Here is a 20,953-nt window from a genome sequence, read left to right on the forward strand (position 1 = left end):
CGGAACGGGTCTTGGACGTGCGCTCGAGGCCGCTCATAGCCTGGCGATCACGGGGCGGCCCCACCGGCCCGCCGAGCGAGCGTGAACCGGATCGGCGAGCAGCAGTGGAAACAGTCGCAAACCCGATCCTGGAAACGATGGGAGTCCGACCATGTCCGGCCAGATGCAAGCAGCGGTGGTCACCAAGCCCGACGCCGTTTGGGAAATGCAGACGCGCCCCATTCCGGAGGCCGCCCCGGGGCAGATTCTCGTCCGGGTCCACGCCTGCGGAATTTGCGGCACCGACCTCTGGATGGCGCAGAACAAATTGTCGTACCGGCAATTCCCCCTCGTTCTCGGTCATGAGGGGGTCGGCGAGGTGGTCGCGGTCGGAGCCGGCGTCACCACACGCGCGGTGGGCGACCGGGTCGGCATGCCGATGGTGCAGAAGGGCTGCGGCCGCTGCGAATTCTGCCGCGAGGAGCACCCGAAAAGCTTCGTGACGGCCGCCAACTGCGCCGCCCCGATCCTGACCGGCGTCACCGTGGACGGTGCGCACGCCGACTACATCGCCGTGGACGCCGCCGGCACTGTCCGGTTGCCCGACGGCATCTCGTACGAGGACGCAGCCCCGACCTTGTGCGCCGGGTTCACGGTGTGGGCGGCGCTGCGACGCGCGGATCTGAAGCCCAACGCCCGGGTGACCGTCGTCGGCATCGGCGGGCTGGGCCACCTGGCGATCCAGTACGCCAAGGCCGCCGGATACCACGTCACCGCGATCACCCACTCGCCGGACAAGCAGCAGATCGCCCGCGAACTCGGCGCCGACCTGGTCGTCCCGGACGGCACGGCGCTGCGCGACGCCGGCGGCGCCGACCTGATCATGCATACCGCCAGCCACCACGGCGTGGTGAACGACGCCATGGCCGGCCTGAAACCGTGGGGCAAGGTGGTGATGATGGGCATCGCGTTCGACGACATGTTCGTGCCCGCGCTGTCGCTCGTCTCGAACAGCCACCAGATCATCGGTTCGGCCCACAACGGCTACGAATACCTGGAGGAGGCCCTCGGTTACGTAGCCCGCGGCGAGGTGAAGCCGCGGATCGAGGTCTTCACGAAGGACAACGTGGCGGAGGCGTACGACCGGGTCGTCTCCGGCGACGTCCGCTTCAAGGCCGTCGTCACCTACTGAACGGCCGTACACATGCGATGGCTTCGGCGCAGATTCGAGAGGTCTTTCCTGGCCGCTCTGACCTACGCCGTGACTTGCCGGCTGAAACGGACCCGCCACTAGGCTGGGCCCGTGACGAATGACGAGCTGATCGCCATTGCGCGGGCCACTGCGGCCGAGCTTCGTCGTGTGTCGTTGCGGGACGCCGCGGTGGAGGTTCGGGAGGCCGAGGCGGAGGTGTTGCTGAGCGACCCGCGATACGCCCGCGGCGGTGGGCTCCTCGTGGTCATCGACACCGTGACCGGTGACGTGCTGCGGGTGGTGCCGCAGTTGTGACCAACGTCGACGGTCTGGACGACCCGGATGACCTGACCCGGCTGATGGCCATCTGGGCGTCCGGGTCCGACGGTGGGCCCGAGGTCGTGGGCAAGCTGCTCGACCTGGCGTTGCACGACGACACCGAGGTGCAGGTGACGGGTGGCATCGCCGAGCGGTGGGACGCCGTGAGCGACGCCGCGGCGAACGCCCTGGTCTCGGTGGTACGGCGGCACGCGCTGGACGAGCCGCGGATCAGGAGGGCCGTCGTTGATCTGGCGGAGGACGACACGCGTGTCGGGCGGTTGCTGCAGTTCCTCGGGCCTGACGCCGAACCGATGCGCCGCGAGCTGGAGGCGAGCAGCGAGGAGCGGCTTCGTCTGCGGGCGCTGCACGCGGTCCACCCCGTCAATCGGTCCGTGGAGTTCAACCACCGTTTCCTCGCCGACCCCTCGCCGCTCGTCCGGCTGGAGGCGCTGCGCGGGCGCTCGTGGTTCGACCCGGAGGACGCGCAGCGGGCGCTGACCGACGTCGACGCTGACGTTCGGGCAGCGGCGGTGCGCAAGGCGCAGTGGCAGGGCACGCCGGCGTTCATCGCCGCCGCGCGTGCCGAGACGGTGCCCAAGGTCCGGGAGCTCTACGTGCAGGCGCTGGTCAAGCAGCCCTTGACCGACGACGTGTTCCGGTCGCTCCTCGGCTACCTCGCCGACGACGGCTGGGTGGGGCGTACGGCGGCCCAGCGCCTGCGCCTGATCGACAATCCCGGGGTCGTGGCGGCGGTCGCCTCCCGGATCCTGGTCTTCGAGGACGAGGCGCACCTGGCCGCCCTGACCGAGTTCCCCCACCTTTTCGAGTACGCGCCCGAACTGCTGGAGCCGCTCCAACGTCTGCGCCGCAGCGCGACGAACAGCAACCTGCTCGGTGTTCTGGACCGGCTGCCGCAGAGGGTGCAACATCCCCTCGAAGACCCGGCGGACGGCCTGGACGCGGTGCAGCAAGGTCGGCTGCTCCACGCCGTCCTGGGCTGGGCGGACGGCGTCGTGGAATCGGAGGGCCTGTCCGCGTGGCTGGCGGCTCCGGACGACCACACCGCCGCGCAATGGATCACCGAGCACGACTGGTTCGGCACCGGGCCGGCCGCCGAGTTGCTGCACGCGGCCGTCGACGGCGACCTGCGGCGCGCCCTCTCCGTCGATCTCGGCGAGGATCTGCTGCGCCTGGCCCACCTGTTCACAGCTCGGCAGATCCGCGCCGGCCTGGACCCGCTGCCGCCGCGACCACTGAGCCGCCTGCTGACCGAAGGTCCCGACCGGTTGCGTGTGCGTTTCACCAGGGGCCGCACCGTCGTCCTCCGGCTGTACGGGTCGGCCGCCGTCGCCCCGCACCTCGATCCGATCGACGTGGTGCTGCACGTGTCGTGCCCGGACTGCGGCATGTCAGCGCGGTTGCAGGGCCGGCCCGAGTGGAAGTATCGCGACGAGGACCGCATCCGCGAGTTCGAGGACGGGTACGCGGTCACGCTGACCGGCGCCTGCCCGGCCTGCGGAGCCCTGGTGCGTATGGAGGTGCGGATCTCGGTGACGGAGGCCCGGTTCGACGGCCCGCGCGAGGTCAGCTGGGACGCCCGCTCATGAAGGTCGCCACGGGAATCCTGCTGCTCGCGGTCGGCGACGAGCAGCGCGACCATGCCTTCCGGGACGACGAGGCCGTCGAACGTACGGTCGTGGGGAGACGTTGCCGGCCTTGAGGTAGTTGCTGACCCGGGCCGGCGCGCCGGTGGCGATGACCCGGCAACCCCAAGACCGCACCGGCAAGTGGTCGAAACAGACGCTGCGGCAACGCTTCGACGCCCGCTGAGCCTCAGCAACGCATCGCTCAAGATCAATAGCCCTGTGTGGACATTTCCTCGGCGTTTCCCTTGCGAGTCGAATGTGACCCATGGCACAGTCAATGGCACTCAGTGCCGTGTATCGATGCATTGGCGGCACAGCGTGCTCTTCTGGAGGTCCGCAAATGAGTCGAATGCTGGCACTCGCGACCGCACTGGTAACTACGACCGTGATTTTCGGGCCGAGCCCGGCCGCGGCCTCGGGGAGCACGACGCCGAGATGCGCGGAGCTGACGGGGACGACGATTCCGGCGGCGGCGATCAGCCTGCCGACCCGCGGCGGCCGGGTCGAGTCCGCCTCCCTGGTGACCCGGGTGGTGAGCGGCCGCACCGTCATGTACTGCAGCGTCGGCGCGTCGCTGTCGCCCAAGGACCTGTCCGCGCCGGACATCCGGCTGCAGCTCGCCCTGCCCGTCGACTGGAACCGCAGCACGATGATGTTCGGCGGCGGCGGATACAACGGCACCATTCCCGACGTCGGCCAGAACGTGCCGTTCGGCCGGCCCGACTCGCCTGCTCCCCTGGCACGCGGCTACGCGACCTACGGCAGCGATTCCGGTCACCAGGCCGGGCCCACCGCGTCGCTGGACGGCTCCTTCGGCCGCAACGACGAGGCCCTGCGGAACTTCGCCGCCGGTGACGCCCTCAGGAAGACCCACGACGCCGCCCTGTACCTCGTCCGTCGTGGCTACGGCGCCGGACCCGGCCGGACGTATTTCGCGGGCGGCTCGACCGGCGGCCGCGAGGCCCTGATCGTCGCCCAGCGGTGGCCGAGCGCCTTCGACGGCGTCATCTCGGCCTACCCCGCCTGGAACAACATGGCCGAGATCCTTCAGCTCGGGCACCTGGCCCGCGTGATGTCCCGGCCGGGCGCCTTCCCCGAGCCCGCCAAGCAGGCCGTGCTCTACGAAAGCGTCATGGCGGCCTGCGACGGGCGCGACGGTGTCCAGGACAGGGTCATCTCGAACGTCGAGGGCTGCCACTTCGACCCCCGGTCGATCCGCTGCCCGGACGGCGCCGACACCGGGCCGGCCTGCCTCTCCGACGCGCAGATCGCCGCGGTGACGGCCGCGTCCACACCGTTCCGCTGGCCGTACCGAATCGCGAGCGGCGAGAAGCAGTACCCGGGATTCCCGTTGCTGTCCGGCGCCGACATGCGGACCTTCTACCTCGGCTTCGGCACCACCGCGCCCGCCAACCCCATGCCGGCCACCAGCGCGTACGGGTTCCAGTACTGGGACCAGTGGGTGAAGCACTTCCTGACCCGCGACCCCGGCTACAACTCCCTGGACGTGGACCCGCGGCACCCCGGGAAGTGGCTCCCCCGGATCAGTTACCTCTCCACGATCCAGGACCGCAACAATGTGGACCTGCGGCCGTTCGCGCGGGCCGGCGGGCGGCTGATCCTGATGCACGGCTCCGCCGACGAGCTGGTCTCGCACCGAGCCACCAACGACTACTACCGGCGCGTGGTGGCCACGGTCGGCGCCCGGCAGACCGACGCGTTCCTGCGCTACTACGTGGCGCCGGGAGCGAATCACGCCAACTTCGGCGCACCCGCGTTCGCCGCCACCTGGGACTCGCTCTCCGCCCTGGAACGCTGGGTGCAGGACGGGCAACCGCCGGCCCGCCCGGTGGTGCAGGACTACCGGGACGGACGGACCCGTCCGCTCTGCGAATACCCGGGCTGGCCGAAATACCGCTCCGGTGACCCCGCGTCAGCCCAGAGCTTCGTGTGCGTCAAGGGGGCGGCGTGAAGGGCGGCCAGGTGGCGATCCGCACCCGCGCGTTGACCAAGGTCTTCCGGGGTTTCCGGGCGGTCGACACAGTGGATCTGGAGGTACGTGAGGGCAGCGTGCACGCGCTGGTCGGCCCGAACGGCGCCGGCAAGACCACGTTGTTCAACCTGCTGACCGGCTTCCTGGCCCCGACAACCGGGACGATCACGGTGTTCGACGAGGACGTCACCGGTCTGCCGCCCGAACGGGTCGCCCGCCGGGGTGTGGCCCGCTCGTTCCAGATCACCAGCCTGTTCGACACCCTGACCAGCCGCGAGCACGTGGAGCTCGCGCTGCAGGGGCACAGCCGGCAGGGGTTCCGGTTCTGGCGGTCGGACAAGCTGCTCGGCCGGAATCGGGCACGTGTGGACGAGCTTCTCGCCCAGGTGGGCTTGGAGGCGCTGGCGGACAAGCAGGCCGGGCTTCTCGCGTACGGGCAAAAACGCGCGCTGGAACTGGCGCTGGTGCTCGCTCTGGACCCGCCGGTGATGCTCCTCGACGAGCCGACGGCCGGGATGGGCATCGAGGACGTGGACCGCACCATCGAACTGGTCCGCCGCCTCGCGTCCGGTCGCACCGTGGTGTTCGTCGACCACAACATGCACGTCGTCGGCAGCCTGGCCGACCGGGTGACAGTGCTGCAGCAGGGCAAGATCCTGGTCGAGGGCGCCTACGACGAGGTCCGCAACGACGAACGGGTGATCACCGCGTACCTGGGCGAGGCCGAGCATGCTTGAGGTCACCGGGTTGACGGCGTGGTACGGCCAGGCGCAGGCGCTGCACGGGGTGGACGTCCGCGTCGACGAGGGTGAGGTCGTCTCGCTGGCCGGTCGTAACGGCGCCGGCAAGACGACGCTGGTGCGGTGCCTGATCGGTCTGCACGGGCAAGCCGGAGGCGCCGTACGCCTGCACGGGCGCGACATCACCGGCATGCCGGCGCATCGGCGGGCCCGAGCCGGCATGGGCTGGGTCCAGGACGACCGCGGCATCTACGCCAGTCTCACGGTGGAGGAGAATCTGCTGCTGCCGCCCAAGGTCTCCGACCGGGCCTGGACGCTGCCGCAGGTGTACGACGCCTTTCCCATGCTCGCGGAGCGTCGCAAGGCGCCCGGCACCACGCTCTCCGGCGGGGAGCAGCAGATGCTGGCCATCGCCCGGGTGCTGCGAACAGGCGCCCGTCTGCTGCTCATGGACGAGCCCTCCGAAGGCCTGGCCCCGGTCGTCGTGGCCCGGATCGGGGCGATCATCCGCGAGATCAAGGCCACCGGCGCCGGCGTGCTGCTGATCGAACAGAACGTCAAGTTCGCCGCCACCGTGGCCGACCGGCACTACCTGCTCAGCCAGGGCCGCATCGTCGAGACCCTCGACAACGACGAGTTCCGGCGCCGCGAGGGCGACCTGCTCAAACACCTCGGCATTTGACGAGGAGGGGGGAAACACCATGGAGAGCAAGCGGAAGTGGGCCGGCGCGTCGGCCCTGACGATGACACTGCTGCTGAGCGCCTGCGGCGGCGGAGGACCCGGAAGCTCGGGCGGCGATTTCACGGGCGACAAGCTGGTGCTGGCGGTGCTCAACGACCAGTCCGGCGTCTACAAGGACGCGTCGGGGCCGAACTCGGTCAAGGCCGTGAAGATGGCCGTTGCCGACTTCCAGGCGAAGTACGGCGACAAGGCGGTCGTCAAGAACATCGAGGTGACCTCGACCGACCATCAGAACAAGCCGGACATCGCCAACACCAAGGCCTCCGAGCTGTACGAGCGTGGCGGCGCGGACGTCATCCTGGACGTGCCCACCTCGTCGGCCGCCCTGGCCGTCGCGAACCAGGCGAAGAACCACAAGAAGCTGTTCCTCGACGTGAGCGCGGCGACCACCGCGCTGACCGGCGCTCAGTGCAACAAGTACACGTTCCAGTGGGCGTACAACACGTACCTGCTCGCCAACGCCACCGGCACGACGGTGACCCGCGACGGCGGCAAGAAGTGGACGATCATCTACCCCGACTACGAGTTCGGGCAGAACATGACCAAGTCGTTCACCGACGCGATCACCAAGGCGGGCGGCACGGTCGGCGAGACGATCCCGACGCCGTTCCCCAACGAGAACTTCGCGACGTTCCTCACCAAGGCCGGCAGCAGCAACCCCGACGTGATCGGCACGATGCACGCCGGCGGTGACCTGATCAACCTGGTCAAGCAGTTCAACGAGTCGGGGCTGAAGGAGAAGGGCGTCGAGCTGGCCGTCGGGCTGATGCTCATCAACGACATTCACTCCCTGGGTGTGGAGCAGTTCGCCGGCACGCTGTTCACCGACCCCTGGTACTGGAACCAGGACGCCGAGGCACGCGCCTGGGCCGACAAGTTCATGACCGAGACCGGGGTCCGCCCGAGTTTCGAGCACGCCGGCAACTACTCCGCCGCGCTGCAGTACCTCGAGGCGGTGCAGGCGGTCGGCACCGACGACGCCGACAAGGTGATCGCGAACCTCGAGGGCAAGAAGGTCAACGACGTCTTCCTGCGCAACGGCGAGATCCGGGCCGCCGACCACTCCGTCGTGCACGACGCCAACCTGGCCCGCGTCAAGAAGCCGGCCGACGTGAAGGAGCCCTGGGACTACGAGGAGATCGTGACGAAGATTCCGGCGTCCGAGGGGTTCGCGCCCGCCGAGGCGTCCGGCTGCTCGATGAAACCATGAGCGCGGTCCTTCAGTACGCCGTACAGGGGCTCGCGGCGGGAAGCTTCTACGCCTTGGCGGCGCTCGGGCTGGCGGTGATCTTCGGGGTCCTCGGCGTGGTCAACTTCGCGCACGGCGCCTTCTACATGCTGGGCGCGGTGGCCACGGCGGTGCTGCTCGACACCCTCGACCTCACGCTGTGGTGGTCGCTGCTGGTGGTGCCGGTGCTGATGTTCGGGTTCGGCGTCGTGGTGGAGCGGCTGCTCGTGCAGTGGCTGCTCCAGCTCGACCCGCTCTACAACCTGCTGCTCACCTTCGGCCTCACGCTGGTCCTGGTCGAGCTGGTCAAGCAGCGGTACGGGGTCTCCGGGCTGCCGTACCAGCTGCCGGGCGGGCTGCAGGGACGCCTCGACGTGGCCGGCGTGGTGCTGCCGCGCTACCAGCTGTTCGTCCTGCTGTTCTCGGTCGCGGTGTGTGTGCTCGTCTGGCTGATGATGACGCGTACCCGGATCGGCATGATCGTGCGGGCGGCGACCGAGAAACCCGAGCTCGCGCGGGCCCTGGGCATCAACGTGGGCCGCTGGGTGACGCCGGTCTTCGGCTTCGGTGTCGCGCTCGCCGGGCTGGCCGGGGTGCTCGCCGCGCCGTTCCGGGCGATCACCGCCGACATGGGCAACAACTTCGCGATCATCCTGTTCGCGGTCGTGGTCATCGGCGGTCTCGGCTCGATCGTCGGCGCGGTGGTCGCGGGCTTCCTGGTCGGCCTGGTCGAGGCGTTCGGCCAGGCGTACGCCCCCACGTTCGCGCAGATCCTCATCTTCGTCCTCATGGCCCTGGTCATCGTGGTCAGGCCGGCGGGGTTGTTCGGACGTCAGGAGGCGACAACGTGACCAACTCGGTCATTGCCGAGGCCCCGCCGGCGGGGGCCGATGTCCCCGTGGCCGCGCGGAATCCGCGGGTGCGGTGGATCTTGCTGGCCATCGGCCTGGTCGCGGCGTTGGCGCTGCCCTGGTTCATCTATCCGCCGGTCGCGATGGACATCGTGGCGCTGGCGCTGTTCGCGATCGCGCTGGACATCCTGCTCGGCTTCACCGGCCTGCTCTCGTTCGGGCACGCGGCGTTCTGGGGCAGTTCGGCGTACGTGACCGGCCTGATCGCCACGCACTACGGCGTGCCGTTCCCGGTGGCCGTCGCCGGCGGCGCGGTCTTCGCGATGATTCTCGCGCTTCCCATCGGGTACGTGTCGGTGCGCCGCTCCGGGATCTACTTCGCGATGGTCACCCTCGCCTTCGCGCAGATGGTCTACTTCATCGGCTATCAGTGGAGCGACCTGACGGGCGGCGAGAACGGACTGCAGGGCGTACCCCGGTCGTTCTTCGGCATCGAGCTGATCGAGACGGAGTCGTTCTACTTCTACTACGCGGCCCTGCCGATCCTGCTGTTCGGCATGTGGGCGGCGTGGCGGATCGTGCACTCGCCGTTCGGACGGGTCCTGGTGTCGATCCGCGACAACGCGCCGCGCGCCCGGGCGCTCGGCTACGAGACCGACCGGTACAAGGCACTCGCCTTCGTGCTCTCCGCCGGGCTGACCGGACTGGCCGGCGGCGTGTTCGCCATCAACCACGGATTCGTCGCGCTGACCGAACTGCACTGGACCACCTCCGGTGACGTCGTGCTGATGACGGTTCTCGGTGGCATCGGCACGCTGTGGGGCGGCATCGTGGGCGCCTTCCTGACCGTGATGCTCGCCGATTACCTCGCCTCCTCCGGCTTCAGCGGCATCGACCTGATCACCGGTTCGGTCTTCATCCTCGTGGTGCTGCTGTTCCGCCGCGGAATCTGGGGAACCGTCCGCCAGCAGTGGGATGTCCGGCGGCGACGTGTGGCGGCACGCCGCGCTCTGCGGAGTTACAGTTCGCCGGACCGCAGTTCGCGCCGTACGACGTCAGGAGAGGGCACCGGTCGGTGACTTCGCGGAGGATTCTCGACACCAAGTACCGGATCTCGGAAACGGCGATGGCCCTGTTCCTGACGGAGGGGTACGCGAACGTCACGGTCGAAGCCGTCGCCGAGGCGTCCAGCGTGTCCCGCCGTACGGTGTTCCGGCACTTCGAAAGCAAGGACGAGCTGGTCTTTCCCGACCACACCGAGCGCCTCGGGCTGGTCGAGCGGTGCCTCACCGCGGCGCCGCCGGGCACGGACCCGGTGGAGGCCGTCATCGCGGCCACCGAGGAGTCGCTGCGGGAGTTCCTCAGCCGGCCGGAACTCGTCCTCCGGCGCTACAAACTGACCCGCATCGTGCCCGAGCTGCGCAAACGGGAGGTCGTCGAACACGAGCGGTACGTGGCGCTGACCCGGTCGTACCTGCGTGATCACCTTCCGCCCGACGCGCCGCCGTTCCAGCCGATGGCCCTGGCCGCCCTCATCGACGGGATCCACCGGTCGGCGCTGGGCAACTGGGTGCGCGAGGGCGGCACGACAGACCCTGAGGCCGAACTCGCGGCGGGCATGGAGTGGGTGCGCCGCATGATGGTTCACCAGGCGGCGTTCTCGGCTGCTCCGCTGCTGCTCGCGGTGCTCCCCGACACGCCGCAGACCCGCCGCGTGCTCACCACGTTGAAGGACGCCGCGGAGGAACTGCCCTGACCGTCGCGGTCGAGAAGGAGCGGAAATGCCGAACCTGACGTTGGATTTCGCGGGAAGAACCGTGGTCGTGACCGGGGCGGCGCGCGGGCTCGGGCTCGAGTTCGCCCGCCTGTTCCACCGCTCCGGGGCGACGGTGTTCCTGGTCGACGCGGACGCCGACGAGGTCGCGCTGGCGGCCGGTGAGCTCGGCGCGGCCGGCGCCGCCTGCGACGTCACCAGCACCGAGGCCGTCGAGGCCCTGGTGGACAGGGTGGTCACGGCTTCCGGCCGGCTCGACATCGTCGTCAACAACGCCGGCATCCTCCGGGACCGCCGGCTCTGGAAAATGTCCGACGAGGACTGGTCGCAGGTGATGGACGTTCACCTGGGTGGCACGTTCCGGCTGACCCGGGCCGCGGTCCCGGTGTTCCGGCGGCAGCGTTACGGCCGGGTCATCAACGTGACGTCGTACACGGGTCTGCGCGGCAACATCGGGCAGGCGAACTACGGCTCGGCCAAGGCCGGCATCATCGGCTTCACCAAGACCGCGGCGAAGGAGCTCGCGGCGTTCGGGGTCACCGTGAACGCCATCTCCCCCAACGCCGAGACGCGAATGATCAGCTCGATCCCCGAGGAGAAACGCCGGGAACTCGAGGCCGCCATCCCGCTCGGCCGCTTCGCCGCCCCCAGCGAGATAGCGGCCTCCACCGCCTTCCTGGCCTCCGAGGAGGCCGGCTACATCACCGGGGTCGTCCTGCCCGTGGACGGAGGCATATCGATCTGACGCAAGACATTGATGGTTGTAAATCTTGGGCGGTCGTTTTACCGTCGCTTCATGGTCTCGCGTCGGTCCCTCCTGCAGGCTGCCCCGCTCGCCCTGGCCGGCCTCGCCGTCCCCGTTCCGTCGCGCCGGCAAGCCGTGCGTGTGCCGCCCGATGCGGCTGCGGCGCCGGCCGCCGCGCGAGCCGTCCGGGGCTTCACCGTCGATCTGTATCGCTCGCTGGCGGCGGCGGCCGGTGACGGCAACGTTGTCTGCGCCCCGTACTCGGTCGCTGTCGCGTTGGCGATGACCCGGGCCGGCGCCGCGGGCGTCACGGCCGACGAGATGGACACGGTGCTGCACGCGCCGCAGCCGCGCCCGGCCGCGCTCGACAACGGGCTGAACGCCGTTGATCAGCTGCTGGTCGGCCGATACCAGAACGGCGACGGCACCAAGACGCCCAAGCTCACCACCGCCAACGCCCTGTGGACGCGGCTCGACCTCGATCTGCGGCCGGCCTTCCAGGACGTCCTGACGGGGTACTACGGCGCCGCGGCCCATCCGGTCGACTTCCGCGGCGCGACGGAGGAAACCCGCCAAGAGATCAACACCTGGGTGTCGGACCGGACCAACTCGAGGATCCCCGAGCTGCTGCAGAACGGCTCGGTGAATCCCGACACCACGCTGATCCTCACGAACACGATCTATCTGAAGGCGCCGTGGCGATACCCGTTCACCGTCTCGGCGACGGCGGCCGCGCCGTTCACCCGCGATGACGGCCAGGTCGTCGACGTGCAGCTGATGCGCGGGCCGTTCGAGCGGATGGGCTACTCCGAAGGAAGCGGCTGGCGCGCGGTCGACGTGCCGTTCGCCGACGGCAGCCTCGCGATGGCGATCGTCCTGCCCACCGGGCCGGGGCTGGCCGCGGTCGAAGCTCAGCTCGACGAGGCGTGGCTGGACGCCCTCCTGCACGACTTCCGGATCCGCGACATCCGGTTGCGGTTGCCCAAGTGGACGTTCCGGCTGCCGGTCCAGCTGCGCGCCACGCTGAGCGAGCTGGGCATGCCGACCGCGTTCACCTCGCGGGCCGACCTCACCGGCATGAGCGCCGAGCCGTCCCTGAAGGTCGACGACGTGGTGCACGAGACGTTCATCGGTGTCGACGAGAAGGGCGCCGAAGCGGCTGCGGCATCGGCCGTGATCGTCCGGCCGCCGTCGATCCCGAGCGGGCCCGACTTCTTTGTGGACCGGCCGTTCCTGTACGTCATCCACGACGTGTCGAGCGGCGTGCCGCTGTTCATCGGCCGGGTCCACGACCCCTCAGTGACCGCGGCGGGCTGAACGCGCCCGCAGAGCCATGACCAGGCCGGCGACGGCGAGCAGCGCGGCCACGGTTTCGGCGACGGCCGAGAAGGCCTTGCCGGGGGCGTTCCACGTGTTCTCGTACAGGTTGGGCAGCGGACCCAGCTGACCCACGTTCACGTACGTGTACAGCGTCACCGCCACCGCCGCGCTGCCCGCCACCAGCAGCGACACGATCCAGGTGAGCACGCGCGGCCAGATCAGCAGCGCCAGCGCCACCACGATCGCGACGACTCCCTGAATGCGGAACACGTCGCCCTCGCTCATCACGGACGAGCGGAACTGGTCGTACTGGGCGGCGTCGTGCAGGTGCACGAAGGCGTCGACCCCCAGCAACGCCGCCGTCACCACGGCCAGCACCCGCTGCCCCACGGAAACGTCCTGCCACATCGCCCGCGAACCGGCACGCATCACCTGATCGGTCATTGCTCCCACCCCTTTGCGTAAGGACTTGCTCGTCCCCCACGCTCGTCCGTTCGGGCCGGGCACGCATTGCCGCCAACTGCAAAACCGGATACCGGCCAGCCGGTACGGGGGTCTCAGGAACAGGCCAGGCGGGCGGCGGCCCAGTCGGCGTGGTCGTTGCCGTTGCCGTCGCCGGCGTCGGTGACCTGAAGCCGCAGCGTACGGGCGCCCGTCACGTCCACGTCGAAGCGGTGGGCCGGCCCGGCGCCGGTGAGTGTGGGCGACACCGCCGTGCGGACGCCGTCGAGCCAGACCTCGAACACCACCGAGCCGCCGCTGCCGGTTTCGTCGTCGACGCCCGCGTCCGCCCGGAACCGGGTGCAGGAGCCGTCGAGCGGCACGTCGACGGCCGACAGGGCGTGGACGCCCAGCCCCTTCTCGTACTCGACGCCGGCCACGGTCAGAGTGCCTCCGTCACCGGCCGCCTGTTCACCGTTGCTGAGGTCCTTCTCGACCGGGCCCCAGCCGTTTGTCACGGCGGTGAACGCGCCGTCGCTGAGCCACCGGTAGCCGGGCAGCAGCGGTGTCTTCACCACGGCCGTGGCCGTCGTCGACGTGGGGAACACCCCGCCGGTGTCCACGGTCGCCGTCAGGTGATGCGTGCCGACATCGGTTCCCGCCGGCGCGGTCACCGTGAAGGCCGCAGTCCCGGTGCCGGTGACGACGCCGAGCTCGACCACCGAGGGGGTCACCGTCCAGCCTTCCGGGGCGGCCAGCCGTACCGTCGCATCGTCCAGTCCGGCGGCGCAGCGCGAGGTGACCTCGACGCTGACCGCGGCGTCGTCGACGGCGACGGCAACCCCGGGCGGGCACGGCGCCGGCACGTTCGAGTCGGGCACACCGCCCGTACGGGCCTCCGCGGCGGTCAACGGCCGCAGGACCAGCTCGTGACGGTAGGTGGCCGTCGGCGAGAGGCGGAACGGCGCGAGCACCGAGTTCGGGGTCTCACCCATCCCCGTCTCCCCCGCCGAAGCGTGCAGGGTGACCCAGCCGCGGTTGCGGACCAGCGGCAGCTGGTGGTCGTACTCGGCGCGGTCGAGGTCGTCCCAGGCGGTGACGCTGACGTCGGACATGCCGCCGACGAGGAGCCCGGAGCGGCCGTCGGTCAGGGCCGCCCAGCGCGTGTCGTGGTGGTTGCCGTACGCCTGCGGACGCGAGTACCGCACGTACTGGTCGTCGACCGTGCTGCGGTAGACCCCCATCGGGGCGCCGCTCCGCCGGTCGTTGTAGTTCTCCCGCGGTCCACGGCCGTACCAGGCGAATTTCCGCAGGGTGTCCGGAAGCTTCAGGGCGACGCCGACCCGCGGCAGGTACGGCAGGGCGGCCGCGCGCGCGTCGGGAACCACCTCGTGCCCGAGGGTGACCGTGCCCCGCTTGTCGATGCGGTAGGTCATGGTCTGCGCGAACGACACGCCCTTGCCGGCCACGGTGCTCGTCACCCGGACGATCACGGCGTGGGCCTCGCGCCGGCTGGTGACGCCGGTGACCGTGGTGGCGAGGTCGTCGAGCCCCAGGTTGTGCCAGATGCGGCGGTCGTCGGTGCCCCAGTCGTACGTCTCGTTGCTCGTCGGCGGCCGGTACACGTCGAGGGCCGGGCCGCCGTGCAGCAGCTCGCGTCCGCCGGCCCGCATCGACGCCAGGGCGCCGTTGTCGAAGCGGTACGCGAAGTCCTTGCCCGACACGGTGAGCCGGTTCCCGTCGGCTTCCAGGCCGGGCGCGCCGGGCACCGGAACGGGCCGGATGCCGGGCACGGCGTGGCCGCCCACGGCGTACTGGTCGTGACCGAGCACCCAGTCGCCCTTGGCCGCCGACACGGTCAGGAACCGTTCCCGGTCGTACGGGTTGGCGGGCGGCGCGCCGGTGTCGAACTCGACCGTGGCGCCGGGCGCCAGCCGGACCTTCCGGCTGCCGCTGCGCAGGGTCCGGTCCTGTTCCTTCAGCGACCAGCGCAGGGTCACGTCGAGGGCGCCGGCCTGTTGTTCGTTGTGGGCGCGCACCTTCGTGCCGGTGCGGGTGAAGCGGACCGGGGCCTGCGCCCACGCCATTTCGGCGGTCTCCGGCTGGACGTAGCGGTCGGAGCCGACCAGCCCGTCGGTGCCGGACAGGCTGATGCCGAGGCTGAGGAAGTCGCCGCGGCGCTGGAAGCTGTCGAAGTCCAGGGCCAGCACCGCCTGACCGGCCGGGTCGGCGGCCAGCTCGGCGGCGGTGAGCGCTCGCGAGTAGACGCGGGCGTCGTCGATCAGGCCGCGGCCGGTCCGTCTGCTGCCCAGGTCGTTGTCCTGCTGGGTCTCGGCGTTACGGCCCAGGTTGATCTCGAACAACCCCGGGTCGACAGCGCCCGTACGCGGGGTGGCCGCCATCTCGGCCCCGTCGATCAGCAACCGCAGCGCGGCGCCGTCGTAGACCCCGGTCACCCGGTGCCACGAGCCGCCGTACCAACCGGCGGGCACGTCCGCGGCCGCCGTCGACCCGCCGATGCGGAACTCGAGGGTGTCCTCGTCGCGCATCTGGATCCCGTACGCCTGGCCCTTGGTGAGGATCGGGAAACTGCCCGCCCACGCGCCCGGCCGGACCCACGCGTCGAGCGTCAGCGGCCCGGTCAGGTCGAGCCGCCTGTCCCGGAAGACGTCCACGAAGTCGTCCAGGCTGGACAGCTCCACGGCCTTTCCCCGCCGGCCCGGCACGACCCCCGGTTTGCCGACGAGGAAGGCCTGGATCCCGCCGGCCGAGTCGGGGGTGAGGACGAGGGGCTGGCGCAGGTTCTGTTCCGCCCAGTCCCAGATGAAGCCGCCCTGCAGCTGCGGATGCTTGCGGGCCAGCGCCCAGAACTGGTCGAAGTTGCCGAGGCCGTTGCCCATCGCGTGGGCGTACTCGCCCATGACCACCGGCTTGGCGCTGCGCTGCACCCGGCTCTCGAGACGGGCCGGGGTCGGATAGCGCGGTCCGTCGACGTCGGCGTACGGCGCGTCCCCGTCCGGGTTGTTCGACTGGTGGTACAGCAGCCGGGTCGGCTCGTTGGCGTCGGCCCAGGACGCCATGGCGTGGTGCGCGGCGCCGAGACCGGCCTCGTTGCCGGTGTCCCAGAAGATGACGCTGGGATGGTTCTTGTCCCGCTCGACCATCGCCCGGAACCGGTCGGCGAACGCGGCCTGCCACTCGGGACGGTCCGCGAGGCAGTTCGACGGGCAGTTCTCGTGGCTGTGCGTCTCGATGTCGACCTCGTCGGCGACCCACAGCCGTGCCGGTCGGCCAGGTCGTAGAAGTACGGGTCGCTGGGGTAGTGCGACGTGCGGACGGCGTTGAGGTGCAGCCGCTTCATCAGGGCCACGTCGTCGCGCTGGGCCTGGCGCGTCACGTGCCGGCCGGTGTCCGGGTCGGTCTCGGCGCGGTTGGTGCCCTTGACGAGGATCCGTTCGCCGTTGACCAGGATCTGCCGGTCGCGCACCTCGATCTCGCGGAACCCGACCGGTTGCGCGGTGGTGTGCACCGCCTTGCCGTGGTCGTCCAGCAGTTGCAGGACGAGCGTGTAGAGGTGGGGTTCCTCGGCGGACCACTTCGCCGGGTTCTCGATCGCCGCGGTGAGGGTGCTGTCGCCGGTCATGGTGGCCACGGTGCGGCCTTCGGCGTCCAGCAGCGTTCCCCTGGTGCGTGTCCCGCCCACCCGGTCGACGGCGACGCGCAGGGTGGCGTCGCGGTGGTCCGCGTCGAGGTCCGTCGTGATGTACGCGTCCCGCAGCCGCGCCTGGTTCGTCCGGTACAGCCACACGTCGCGGAAGATGCCGGAGTACCGCCACTGGTCGACGTCCTCGAGGTACGCCCCGCTGCCCCACCGGTGCACCTGGACGGCGATCGTGTTGCGCCCAGGACGCAGCCGGTCGGTGACGTCGAACTCCGCCGGGGTGTAGCCGCCCTGGTCGTACCCCGTGTAGGCGCCGTTGACCCAGACCAGGTAGTTGCTGGTCACGCCCTCGAAGCGCAGGAACACCCGGCCGCCGGCCCAGTCCGCCGGCAGGTCGAAGGTCTTCACGTACGCCCCGGTGGGGTTGACGTCGCGCGGCACCCGGGGCGGGTCGTCCGGTGAGATGTCGGACGGGATGTTGCGGAACATCGGGTGGTCGAGGAAGTCCGACTGCCAGGTGTGCGGCACGCCGGCGGTGGGCCAGCCCTGGGTGGCGGCCCCGCCCGCCCGGAAGCCGGCCGGCACGTCGTCCGGCCGATCGAAGATCTTCAACTGCCACGAACCGTTCAAACTCCGGGCGTACGGGTTGGGCAGCTCGTGCCGCGTCACGTCCGCCGCCGCCGTCCGCGCGTCCGGGTAGGGCCGCAGGTCGGCGTGCGGCTCCTCCTGCCCCTCAGCGGTCAGCTCCGGATCTTCCAGATACCGATAGACGTCCTCGACGGTCTGCGGCCCCTCCCCCACCGGCGCAGCCGCGGCCGCGGGGACAGGGCCGGGCACGGCGAGGATCAGGGCAAGGGCAGCACTCGACAACCACGACATCGGCACTCCTCCGTCAGGCCATCGAAGCCAATCAATTCCTGAGACGTGTGTCAACGCCCGGCCGCCCGTGTCGCCCCCGCCGTGCCGAACGGGCTGACGGCACGGCGGGCGCAGCGGTCAGACGCAGTTTTTCCCCTTGTTGATGCAGGTTGCGATGCGCTGCATCGTCCCGGCGGAGTTGACGTTGACGAAGTCGTTGTGGTCGGAGAACGGGTTGTGGTTCTCCTCCGGGAAGGAGTCGAGTGCGTACTGGCCCTTGAGCTGGACGTCCCGGGGGATGTCGTACGAGATGGTGATCCGCAGCTGGGGAACGGCGACGAAGCCCTGCGGGCACGCACCGGTGTTCTTGTCGGCGAACGCCAGGTGCTTGCGGTGGTTCTCACTGTCGGTGTTCTTGCCGTCCCAGCATCCGGGGAAGTCCTGCACCCGCTGCACCCGACTGTTCGGGGGGCACACGGGGTACTTGTCGGAGAGACGGTCGCCGAAGCCGGAACAGGTCCAGGTGGCGCGGGCGTTGGCCGGGCCGCGGCTGGTGGGTTTGGCGTCGCCGGTCAGCGCGCGCAGGAACTTCGGCATGGGCACGACCTTGCTCGTCGCGTTCCCGCGGTACTCGATCAGCACCTTGGCCGGGCGGACGATGCCGCCGGTGTTGTTGGGCAGTTCGAGGTTGGCTCCTTGCGGGTCGGGCAGCGCGCCGCCGCTCGGTCCGGGCGTGCCGCCGCCGTCCTGACCGCCGCCGTCCTGACCGCCGCCGTTCTGACCGCCGCCGTCCTGACCGCCGCCGCTCTGACCGCCGCCGTTCTGACCGCCGCCGTTGTGGCTTGCCCCGTCGGTGGTGCAGCCGGCGAACGGGCTCAGGTCCGGTGGTCGCTGACCGGTGCGGCCGATCGCGATCGCGATCCGGTCGAGAACTGCGCTCCGCTTGGCCTTCAGCGGGCCGAGGACGGCGTTGTCCACGAAGCCGGGCCCGCCCTGCCCACGGGTCGTGACCAGCCGCTCGTTGGCCTCCGAGATCTGCCGGTCCAGTTCGGCGAGGTTCCGGTCGACCTCGTCCAGTGCCTGCCGCGGCACGCCCGGCAGTTTGTCCCGGACACCTGGGCACCGCACCACCGGGTTGGCCGATCCGGTCTTGGCGGAAGCCGTGTGGCTGCCGCCCATCATGGCGTGGAGCCCGTCGTAGCTGACGTCGCACTCCGTCAACGACACTGCGCCGGCGGGCCGTCGGCCACCGGCCGCGCGAATGCTGTCGCCGATCTCCGTCAGCACGGCCGCCCGGCGGATCCGTAGCCCCTGCAGCACGTCGTTGTTGAGCCGGACGTTCGCCCCGCGCGACGCCAGCACACGCCGGCCCGCCGTCACAGTCAACTGGTCCAGATCGGCCAGCAACCGGTCGACGTTCGCCTTGGCGGCAGCGGGGACAGCCGGCAGCCGGTCCCGGACCGACGGGCAGACCACTGTTCCGGACGTGGCGGCAAGTGCCTGCTGGACCGACGTGTCGCCGGAGTGCACCGTACGGTCGATGCGTACCACCGGCCAGAAGTAGGAGGATTTGTCCCCGTTGCGGCAGGTGGTGCCCGACGCCTCGAGGTCGGCGTCGGACGAGTTCGCGGTGATGGCCAGGTTGCCGACGAAATCGTGGAGGTGCTCGGCGCCGTTCTTGATGCCGGGCTGAGCCACCGGGTTGTCGGGGCTGAACTTGCCGTTGCCGTTCGTCCCGCAGTTCACGATGAACCGGCCACGGGCGGCGCCGGGACCCGGCCGCGGCACGACAACGTTGGCCGCCACCCGCTCGATGGGCACGAACTGCGAGAGACTGGTGGCCGCGTCCGCGGTGCCGTTGCCGCCGCCGGACACAAAGGTGGCGGTCAGCACCCCGGTCGCGGCCAGAGCCGTGCTCGCCGCGAGAATCCGTACCGTTGTCGATCTTTTCGGCGCCGGCCGCCGATACCGAGCCTTCATGAGCTTGCTCCCATCAAAGAACGTCAATAAGTGGTTACGGGCCGGCTGGGCTACCAGGCGACAATGCCCTCCATGCCGTTGCCGTTGCTGAACACGGGCAGCCCTTTGTCCAGCGTGGACACCAGCCTCAGGGCGCCGTCGTCGCCGACCCGGAAACCCTCGACGGTTCCGGCCAGCGTGTTCTGCACGTAAAGCAGCTTCCCGTCGGCGGTGGCCGCGAGATCGATCGGACCCGCTCCTGGCGCCCGGGCAGCGTCCATGCCGGCCCGGGCGACCTCCTCGAGCGCTGCCTGGCCACCGGCGGGGGCGATCACGCCGTCCTCACCGCCGATCGACACCCGCCCGCCGGCATCGACGGAATAGACGCTGATCGTCGAGCTGCCCGGATTTGTGCCGTAGAAGAACCTGCCGGCGCGAGCAATCCAGCACAGCACCTGCTGACCCGACTCGACCGACCGAGTGATGACCTTGAGCCTGCCGTTGCGCTGCAGCGCGTACGAGGTGACGCCCGACTTGGCCGCCTCGGTGACCAGCAGGTGACCGCGTTCGTCGAAGACGAAGGAGAACGGGACGTCGCCGGCCGACCGGGTCGACACCGCCCGCGACGACAAGCGGCCGTGCCCGTCGACGGCGAACACCTCGATCGTGTTGGCGCTCTTGGTCGTGACCAGCAGCTGCTTGCCGTCCGGACTGAAGCCGACCTGCGGCGGCGAGTCGGTGAACAGCGGAACAGCGTCGTTGACGACGCCGAGTTCCCGGGTGGAGCGGCTGATCGGGCGCAGGCCGTTCGGGGTCATCCGGAAGCCGGTCACGTTGGTCCGGCCGCCCGCGTTGAGCACGTACACGGTCCGGCCGGACACCGCGATGCTTGTCGGGAACTCACCGCCGGAGGGCACGGTGCGCGGATCCGTGAGCCGGTCCCCGCGCACCTGGAACGTGGTGACCGAATTGCTGCCCGCGTTGACCACGAGCATCATCCGATGGGCCCGGTCGAAGACCAGGGAATCCTGTGACGCCAGCGGATCGAACGGGTTGTCCTTCTGCGCCCCGCCCCGGCCCCCGGTCCGGTACTCGCCGGCCGGGCTGAGCTTCCCGCTCGCGGCCCGGCGGAAGGCAAGCACCGCATTGTGCCGCGGGTTGTTCGACTGCACGAACACCATTCCGGCGCTCGCTTCCCCGGGCGGCCCGCCGTGTCCCGGCCGCCGTCCGGGGTTCTCATGAGCGGACGCGATGCCGGTGGAAACAGCACCACCGGTGATCAGAACGGCGACAGCGCACAGAACACCGGTTCTCCTACGCATACGTACCTCCAGCGCCTCGACATTGGTCGCTGGGCAGTACGGCGTTTCTCGTGACCATCGCTCAAGCCGCGGGACACCGGTAAGCATTCGGTAATCTCCGGGCCCGAGGAGCACACGAAGAGGTGCTGACCGGCCTCCGGGGCGAATTTGCCGCCAGACGTGTCAACTGCGAGGAGGAGCC

General features: G+C 70.1%; 16 protein-coding genes and 1 pseudogene. 12 read left to right on the plus strand and 5 right to left on the minus strand.

Annotation, left to right across the window (positions count from 1 at the left end):
* Positions 1-151: 151 nt before the first annotated feature.
* The 12 genes from C8E87_RS00900 to C8E87_RS00955 all read left to right on the plus strand — a co-directional run bounded on the left by C8E87_RS00900 (position 152) and on the right by C8E87_RS00955 (position 12,528).
* Positions 152-1,171 (plus strand): alcohol dehydrogenase catalytic domain-containing protein, encoded by a 1,020-nt coding sequence (locus C8E87_RS00900; protein ID WP_239080630.1) that lies wholly within the window; start codon positions 152-154, stop codon positions 1,169-1,171.
* 111 nt (positions 1,172-1,282) lie between these two features.
* The gene (locus C8E87_RS00905) at positions 1,283-1,486 is read left to right on the plus strand and encodes a hypothetical protein (protein WP_133871300.1); all 204 of its coding nucleotides are present in this window, start codon (positions 1,283-1,285) and stop codon (positions 1,484-1,486) included.
* On the plus strand, positions 1,483-3,099 hold the full coding sequence (locus C8E87_RS00910) for an amino acid adenylation domain-containing protein (RefSeq protein WP_133871301.1): 1,617 nt from the start codon (positions 1,483-1,485) through the stop codon (positions 3,097-3,099). Before C8E87_RS00905 ends, C8E87_RS00910 begins: the two co-directional genes overlap by 4 nt.
* Positions 3,100-3,478: 379 nt before the next feature.
* Complete coding sequence (locus C8E87_RS00915) at positions 3,479-5,110, plus strand: tannase/feruloyl esterase family alpha/beta hydrolase (protein ID WP_203720965.1); 1,632 nt, start codon at positions 3,479-3,481, stop codon at positions 5,108-5,110.
* Positions 5,107-5,868 (plus strand): ABC transporter ATP-binding protein, encoded by a 762-nt coding sequence (locus tag C8E87_RS00920; protein ID WP_239080629.1) that lies wholly within the window; start codon positions 5,107-5,109, stop codon positions 5,866-5,868. The genes C8E87_RS00915 and C8E87_RS00920 overlap by 4 nt, the downstream gene beginning before the upstream one ends.
* Positions 5,861-6,553 carry an ABC transporter ATP-binding protein gene (locus C8E87_RS00925; RefSeq protein WP_133871302.1) on the plus strand — a complete coding sequence of 231 codons (693 nt, stop codon included), beginning with the start codon at positions 5,861-5,863 and terminating at the stop codon, positions 6,551-6,553. The genes C8E87_RS00920 and C8E87_RS00925 overlap by 8 nt, the downstream gene beginning before the upstream one ends.
* 19 nt (positions 6,554-6,572) lie before the next feature.
* A complete protein-coding gene (locus tag C8E87_RS00930; RefSeq protein WP_133871303.1) occupies positions 6,573-7,823 on the plus strand; it encodes an ABC transporter substrate-binding protein in 1,251 nt (416 codons plus the stop codon).
* The gene (locus C8E87_RS00935; protein ID WP_133871304.1) at positions 7,820-8,692 is read left to right on the plus strand and encodes a branched-chain amino acid ABC transporter permease; all 873 of its coding nucleotides are present in this window, start codon (positions 7,820-7,822) and stop codon (positions 8,690-8,692) included. The genes C8E87_RS00930 and C8E87_RS00935 overlap by 4 nt, the downstream gene beginning before the upstream one ends.
* Positions 8,689-9,771, plus strand: a complete 1,083-nt coding sequence (locus C8E87_RS00940; RefSeq protein WP_166661009.1) for a branched-chain amino acid ABC transporter permease — start codon at positions 8,689-8,691, stop codon at positions 9,769-9,771. Before C8E87_RS00935 ends, C8E87_RS00940 begins: the two co-directional genes overlap by 4 nt.
* Positions 9,768-10,448, plus strand: a complete 681-nt coding sequence (locus C8E87_RS00945; RefSeq protein WP_133871305.1) for a TetR/AcrR family transcriptional regulator — start codon at positions 9,768-9,770, stop codon at positions 10,446-10,448. Before C8E87_RS00940 ends, C8E87_RS00945 begins: the two co-directional genes overlap by 4 nt.
* 25 nt (positions 10,449-10,473) lie before the next feature.
* Positions 10,474-11,211, plus strand: a complete 738-nt coding sequence (fabG, locus tag C8E87_RS00950) for a 3-oxoacyl-ACP reductase FabG (protein ID WP_133871306.1) — start codon at positions 10,474-10,476, stop codon at positions 11,209-11,211.
* 51 nt (positions 11,212-11,262) lie between these two features.
* Positions 11,263-12,528 carry a serpin family protein gene (locus tag C8E87_RS00955; protein WP_133871307.1) on the plus strand — a complete coding sequence of 422 codons (1,266 nt, stop codon included), beginning with the start codon at positions 11,263-11,265 and terminating at the stop codon, positions 12,526-12,528.
* Here the strand turns inward: C8E87_RS00955 and C8E87_RS00960 are convergent.
* The 5 genes and pseudogenes from C8E87_RS00960 to C8E87_RS00975 form a co-directional block, all read right to left on the minus strand.
* Positions 12,508-12,975: a hypothetical protein gene (locus tag C8E87_RS00960; RefSeq protein WP_133871308.1), complete on the minus strand. Its 468-nt coding sequence runs from the start codon at positions 12,973-12,975 to the stop codon at positions 12,508-12,510. The genes C8E87_RS00955 and C8E87_RS00960 overlap by 21 nt on opposite strands.
* Positions 12,976-13,088: 113 nt before the next feature.
* Positions 13,089-15,059: a beta-galactosidase small subunit-related protein gene (locus C8E87_RS45120; protein ID WP_341771753.1), complete on the minus strand. Its 1,971-nt coding sequence runs from the start codon at positions 15,057-15,059 to the stop codon at positions 13,089-13,091.
* Between the two features lie 197 nt (positions 15,060-15,256).
* A pseudogene (locus C8E87_RS45125) lies at positions 15,257-17,512 on the minus strand (glycoside hydrolase family 2 TIM barrel-domain containing protein); the annotation flags it as partial.
* Between the two features lie 117 nt (positions 17,513-17,629).
* The gene (locus C8E87_RS00970; RefSeq protein ID WP_133871309.1) at positions 17,630-19,471 is read right to left on the minus strand and encodes a DUF1996 domain-containing protein; all 1,842 of its coding nucleotides are present in this window, start codon (positions 19,469-19,471) and stop codon (positions 17,630-17,632) included.
* Positions 19,472-19,521: 50 nt separating this feature from the next.
* Positions 19,522-20,772 carry a lactonase family protein gene (locus tag C8E87_RS00975; protein WP_166661010.1) on the minus strand — a complete coding sequence of 417 codons (1,251 nt, stop codon included), beginning with the start codon at positions 20,770-20,772 and terminating at the stop codon, positions 19,522-19,524.
* Positions 20,773-20,953 lie beyond the last annotated feature (181 nt).

The sequence above is a fragment of the Paractinoplanes brasiliensis genome (assembly GCF_004362215.1).
In the GTDB taxonomy this organism is placed as follows: domain Bacteria; phylum Actinomycetota; class Actinomycetes; order Mycobacteriales; family Micromonosporaceae; genus Actinoplanes; species Actinoplanes brasiliensis.

What these genes read in the sequence shown, in the direction of transcription:
- C8E87_RS45120 (WP_341771753.1), bottom strand. Translation starts at nt 15,059, where the DNA reads ATGGCGTGGGCGCAGGCCCCGGTCCGCTTCACCCGCACCGGCACGAAG.
- C8E87_RS00975 (WP_166661010.1), bottom strand. Translation starts at nt 20,772, where the DNA reads ATGCGTAGGAGAACCGGTGTTCTGTGCGCTGTCGCCGTTCTGATCACC.
- C8E87_RS00935 (WP_133871304.1), top strand. Translation starts at nt 7,820, where the DNA reads ATGAGCGCGGTCCTTCAGTACGCCGTACAGGGGCTCGCGGCGGGAAGC.
- C8E87_RS00970 (WP_133871309.1), bottom strand. Translation starts at nt 19,471, where the DNA reads ATGAAGGCTCGGTATCGGCGGCCGGCGCCGAAAAGATCGACAACGGTA.
- C8E87_RS00900 (WP_239080630.1), top strand. Translation starts at nt 152, where the DNA reads ATGTCCGGCCAGATGCAAGCAGCGGTGGTCACCAAGCCCGACGCCGTT.
- fabG (WP_133871306.1), top strand. Translation starts at nt 10,474, where the DNA reads ATGCCGAACCTGACGTTGGATTTCGCGGGAAGAACCGTGGTCGTGACC.
- C8E87_RS00930 (WP_133871303.1), top strand. Translation starts at nt 6,573, where the DNA reads ATGGAGAGCAAGCGGAAGTGGGCCGGCGCGTCGGCCCTGACGATGACA.
- C8E87_RS00955 (WP_133871307.1), top strand. Translation starts at nt 11,263, where the DNA reads ATGGTCTCGCGTCGGTCCCTCCTGCAGGCTGCCCCGCTCGCCCTGGCC.
- C8E87_RS00925 (WP_133871302.1), top strand. Translation starts at nt 5,861, where the DNA reads ATGCTTGAGGTCACCGGGTTGACGGCGTGGTACGGCCAGGCGCAGGCG.
- C8E87_RS00915 (WP_203720965.1), top strand. Translation starts at nt 3,479, where the DNA reads ATGAGTCGAATGCTGGCACTCGCGACCGCACTGGTAACTACGACCGTG.
- C8E87_RS00960 (WP_133871308.1), bottom strand. Translation starts at nt 12,975, where the DNA reads ATGACCGATCAGGTGATGCGTGCCGGTTCGCGGGCGATGTGGCAGGAC.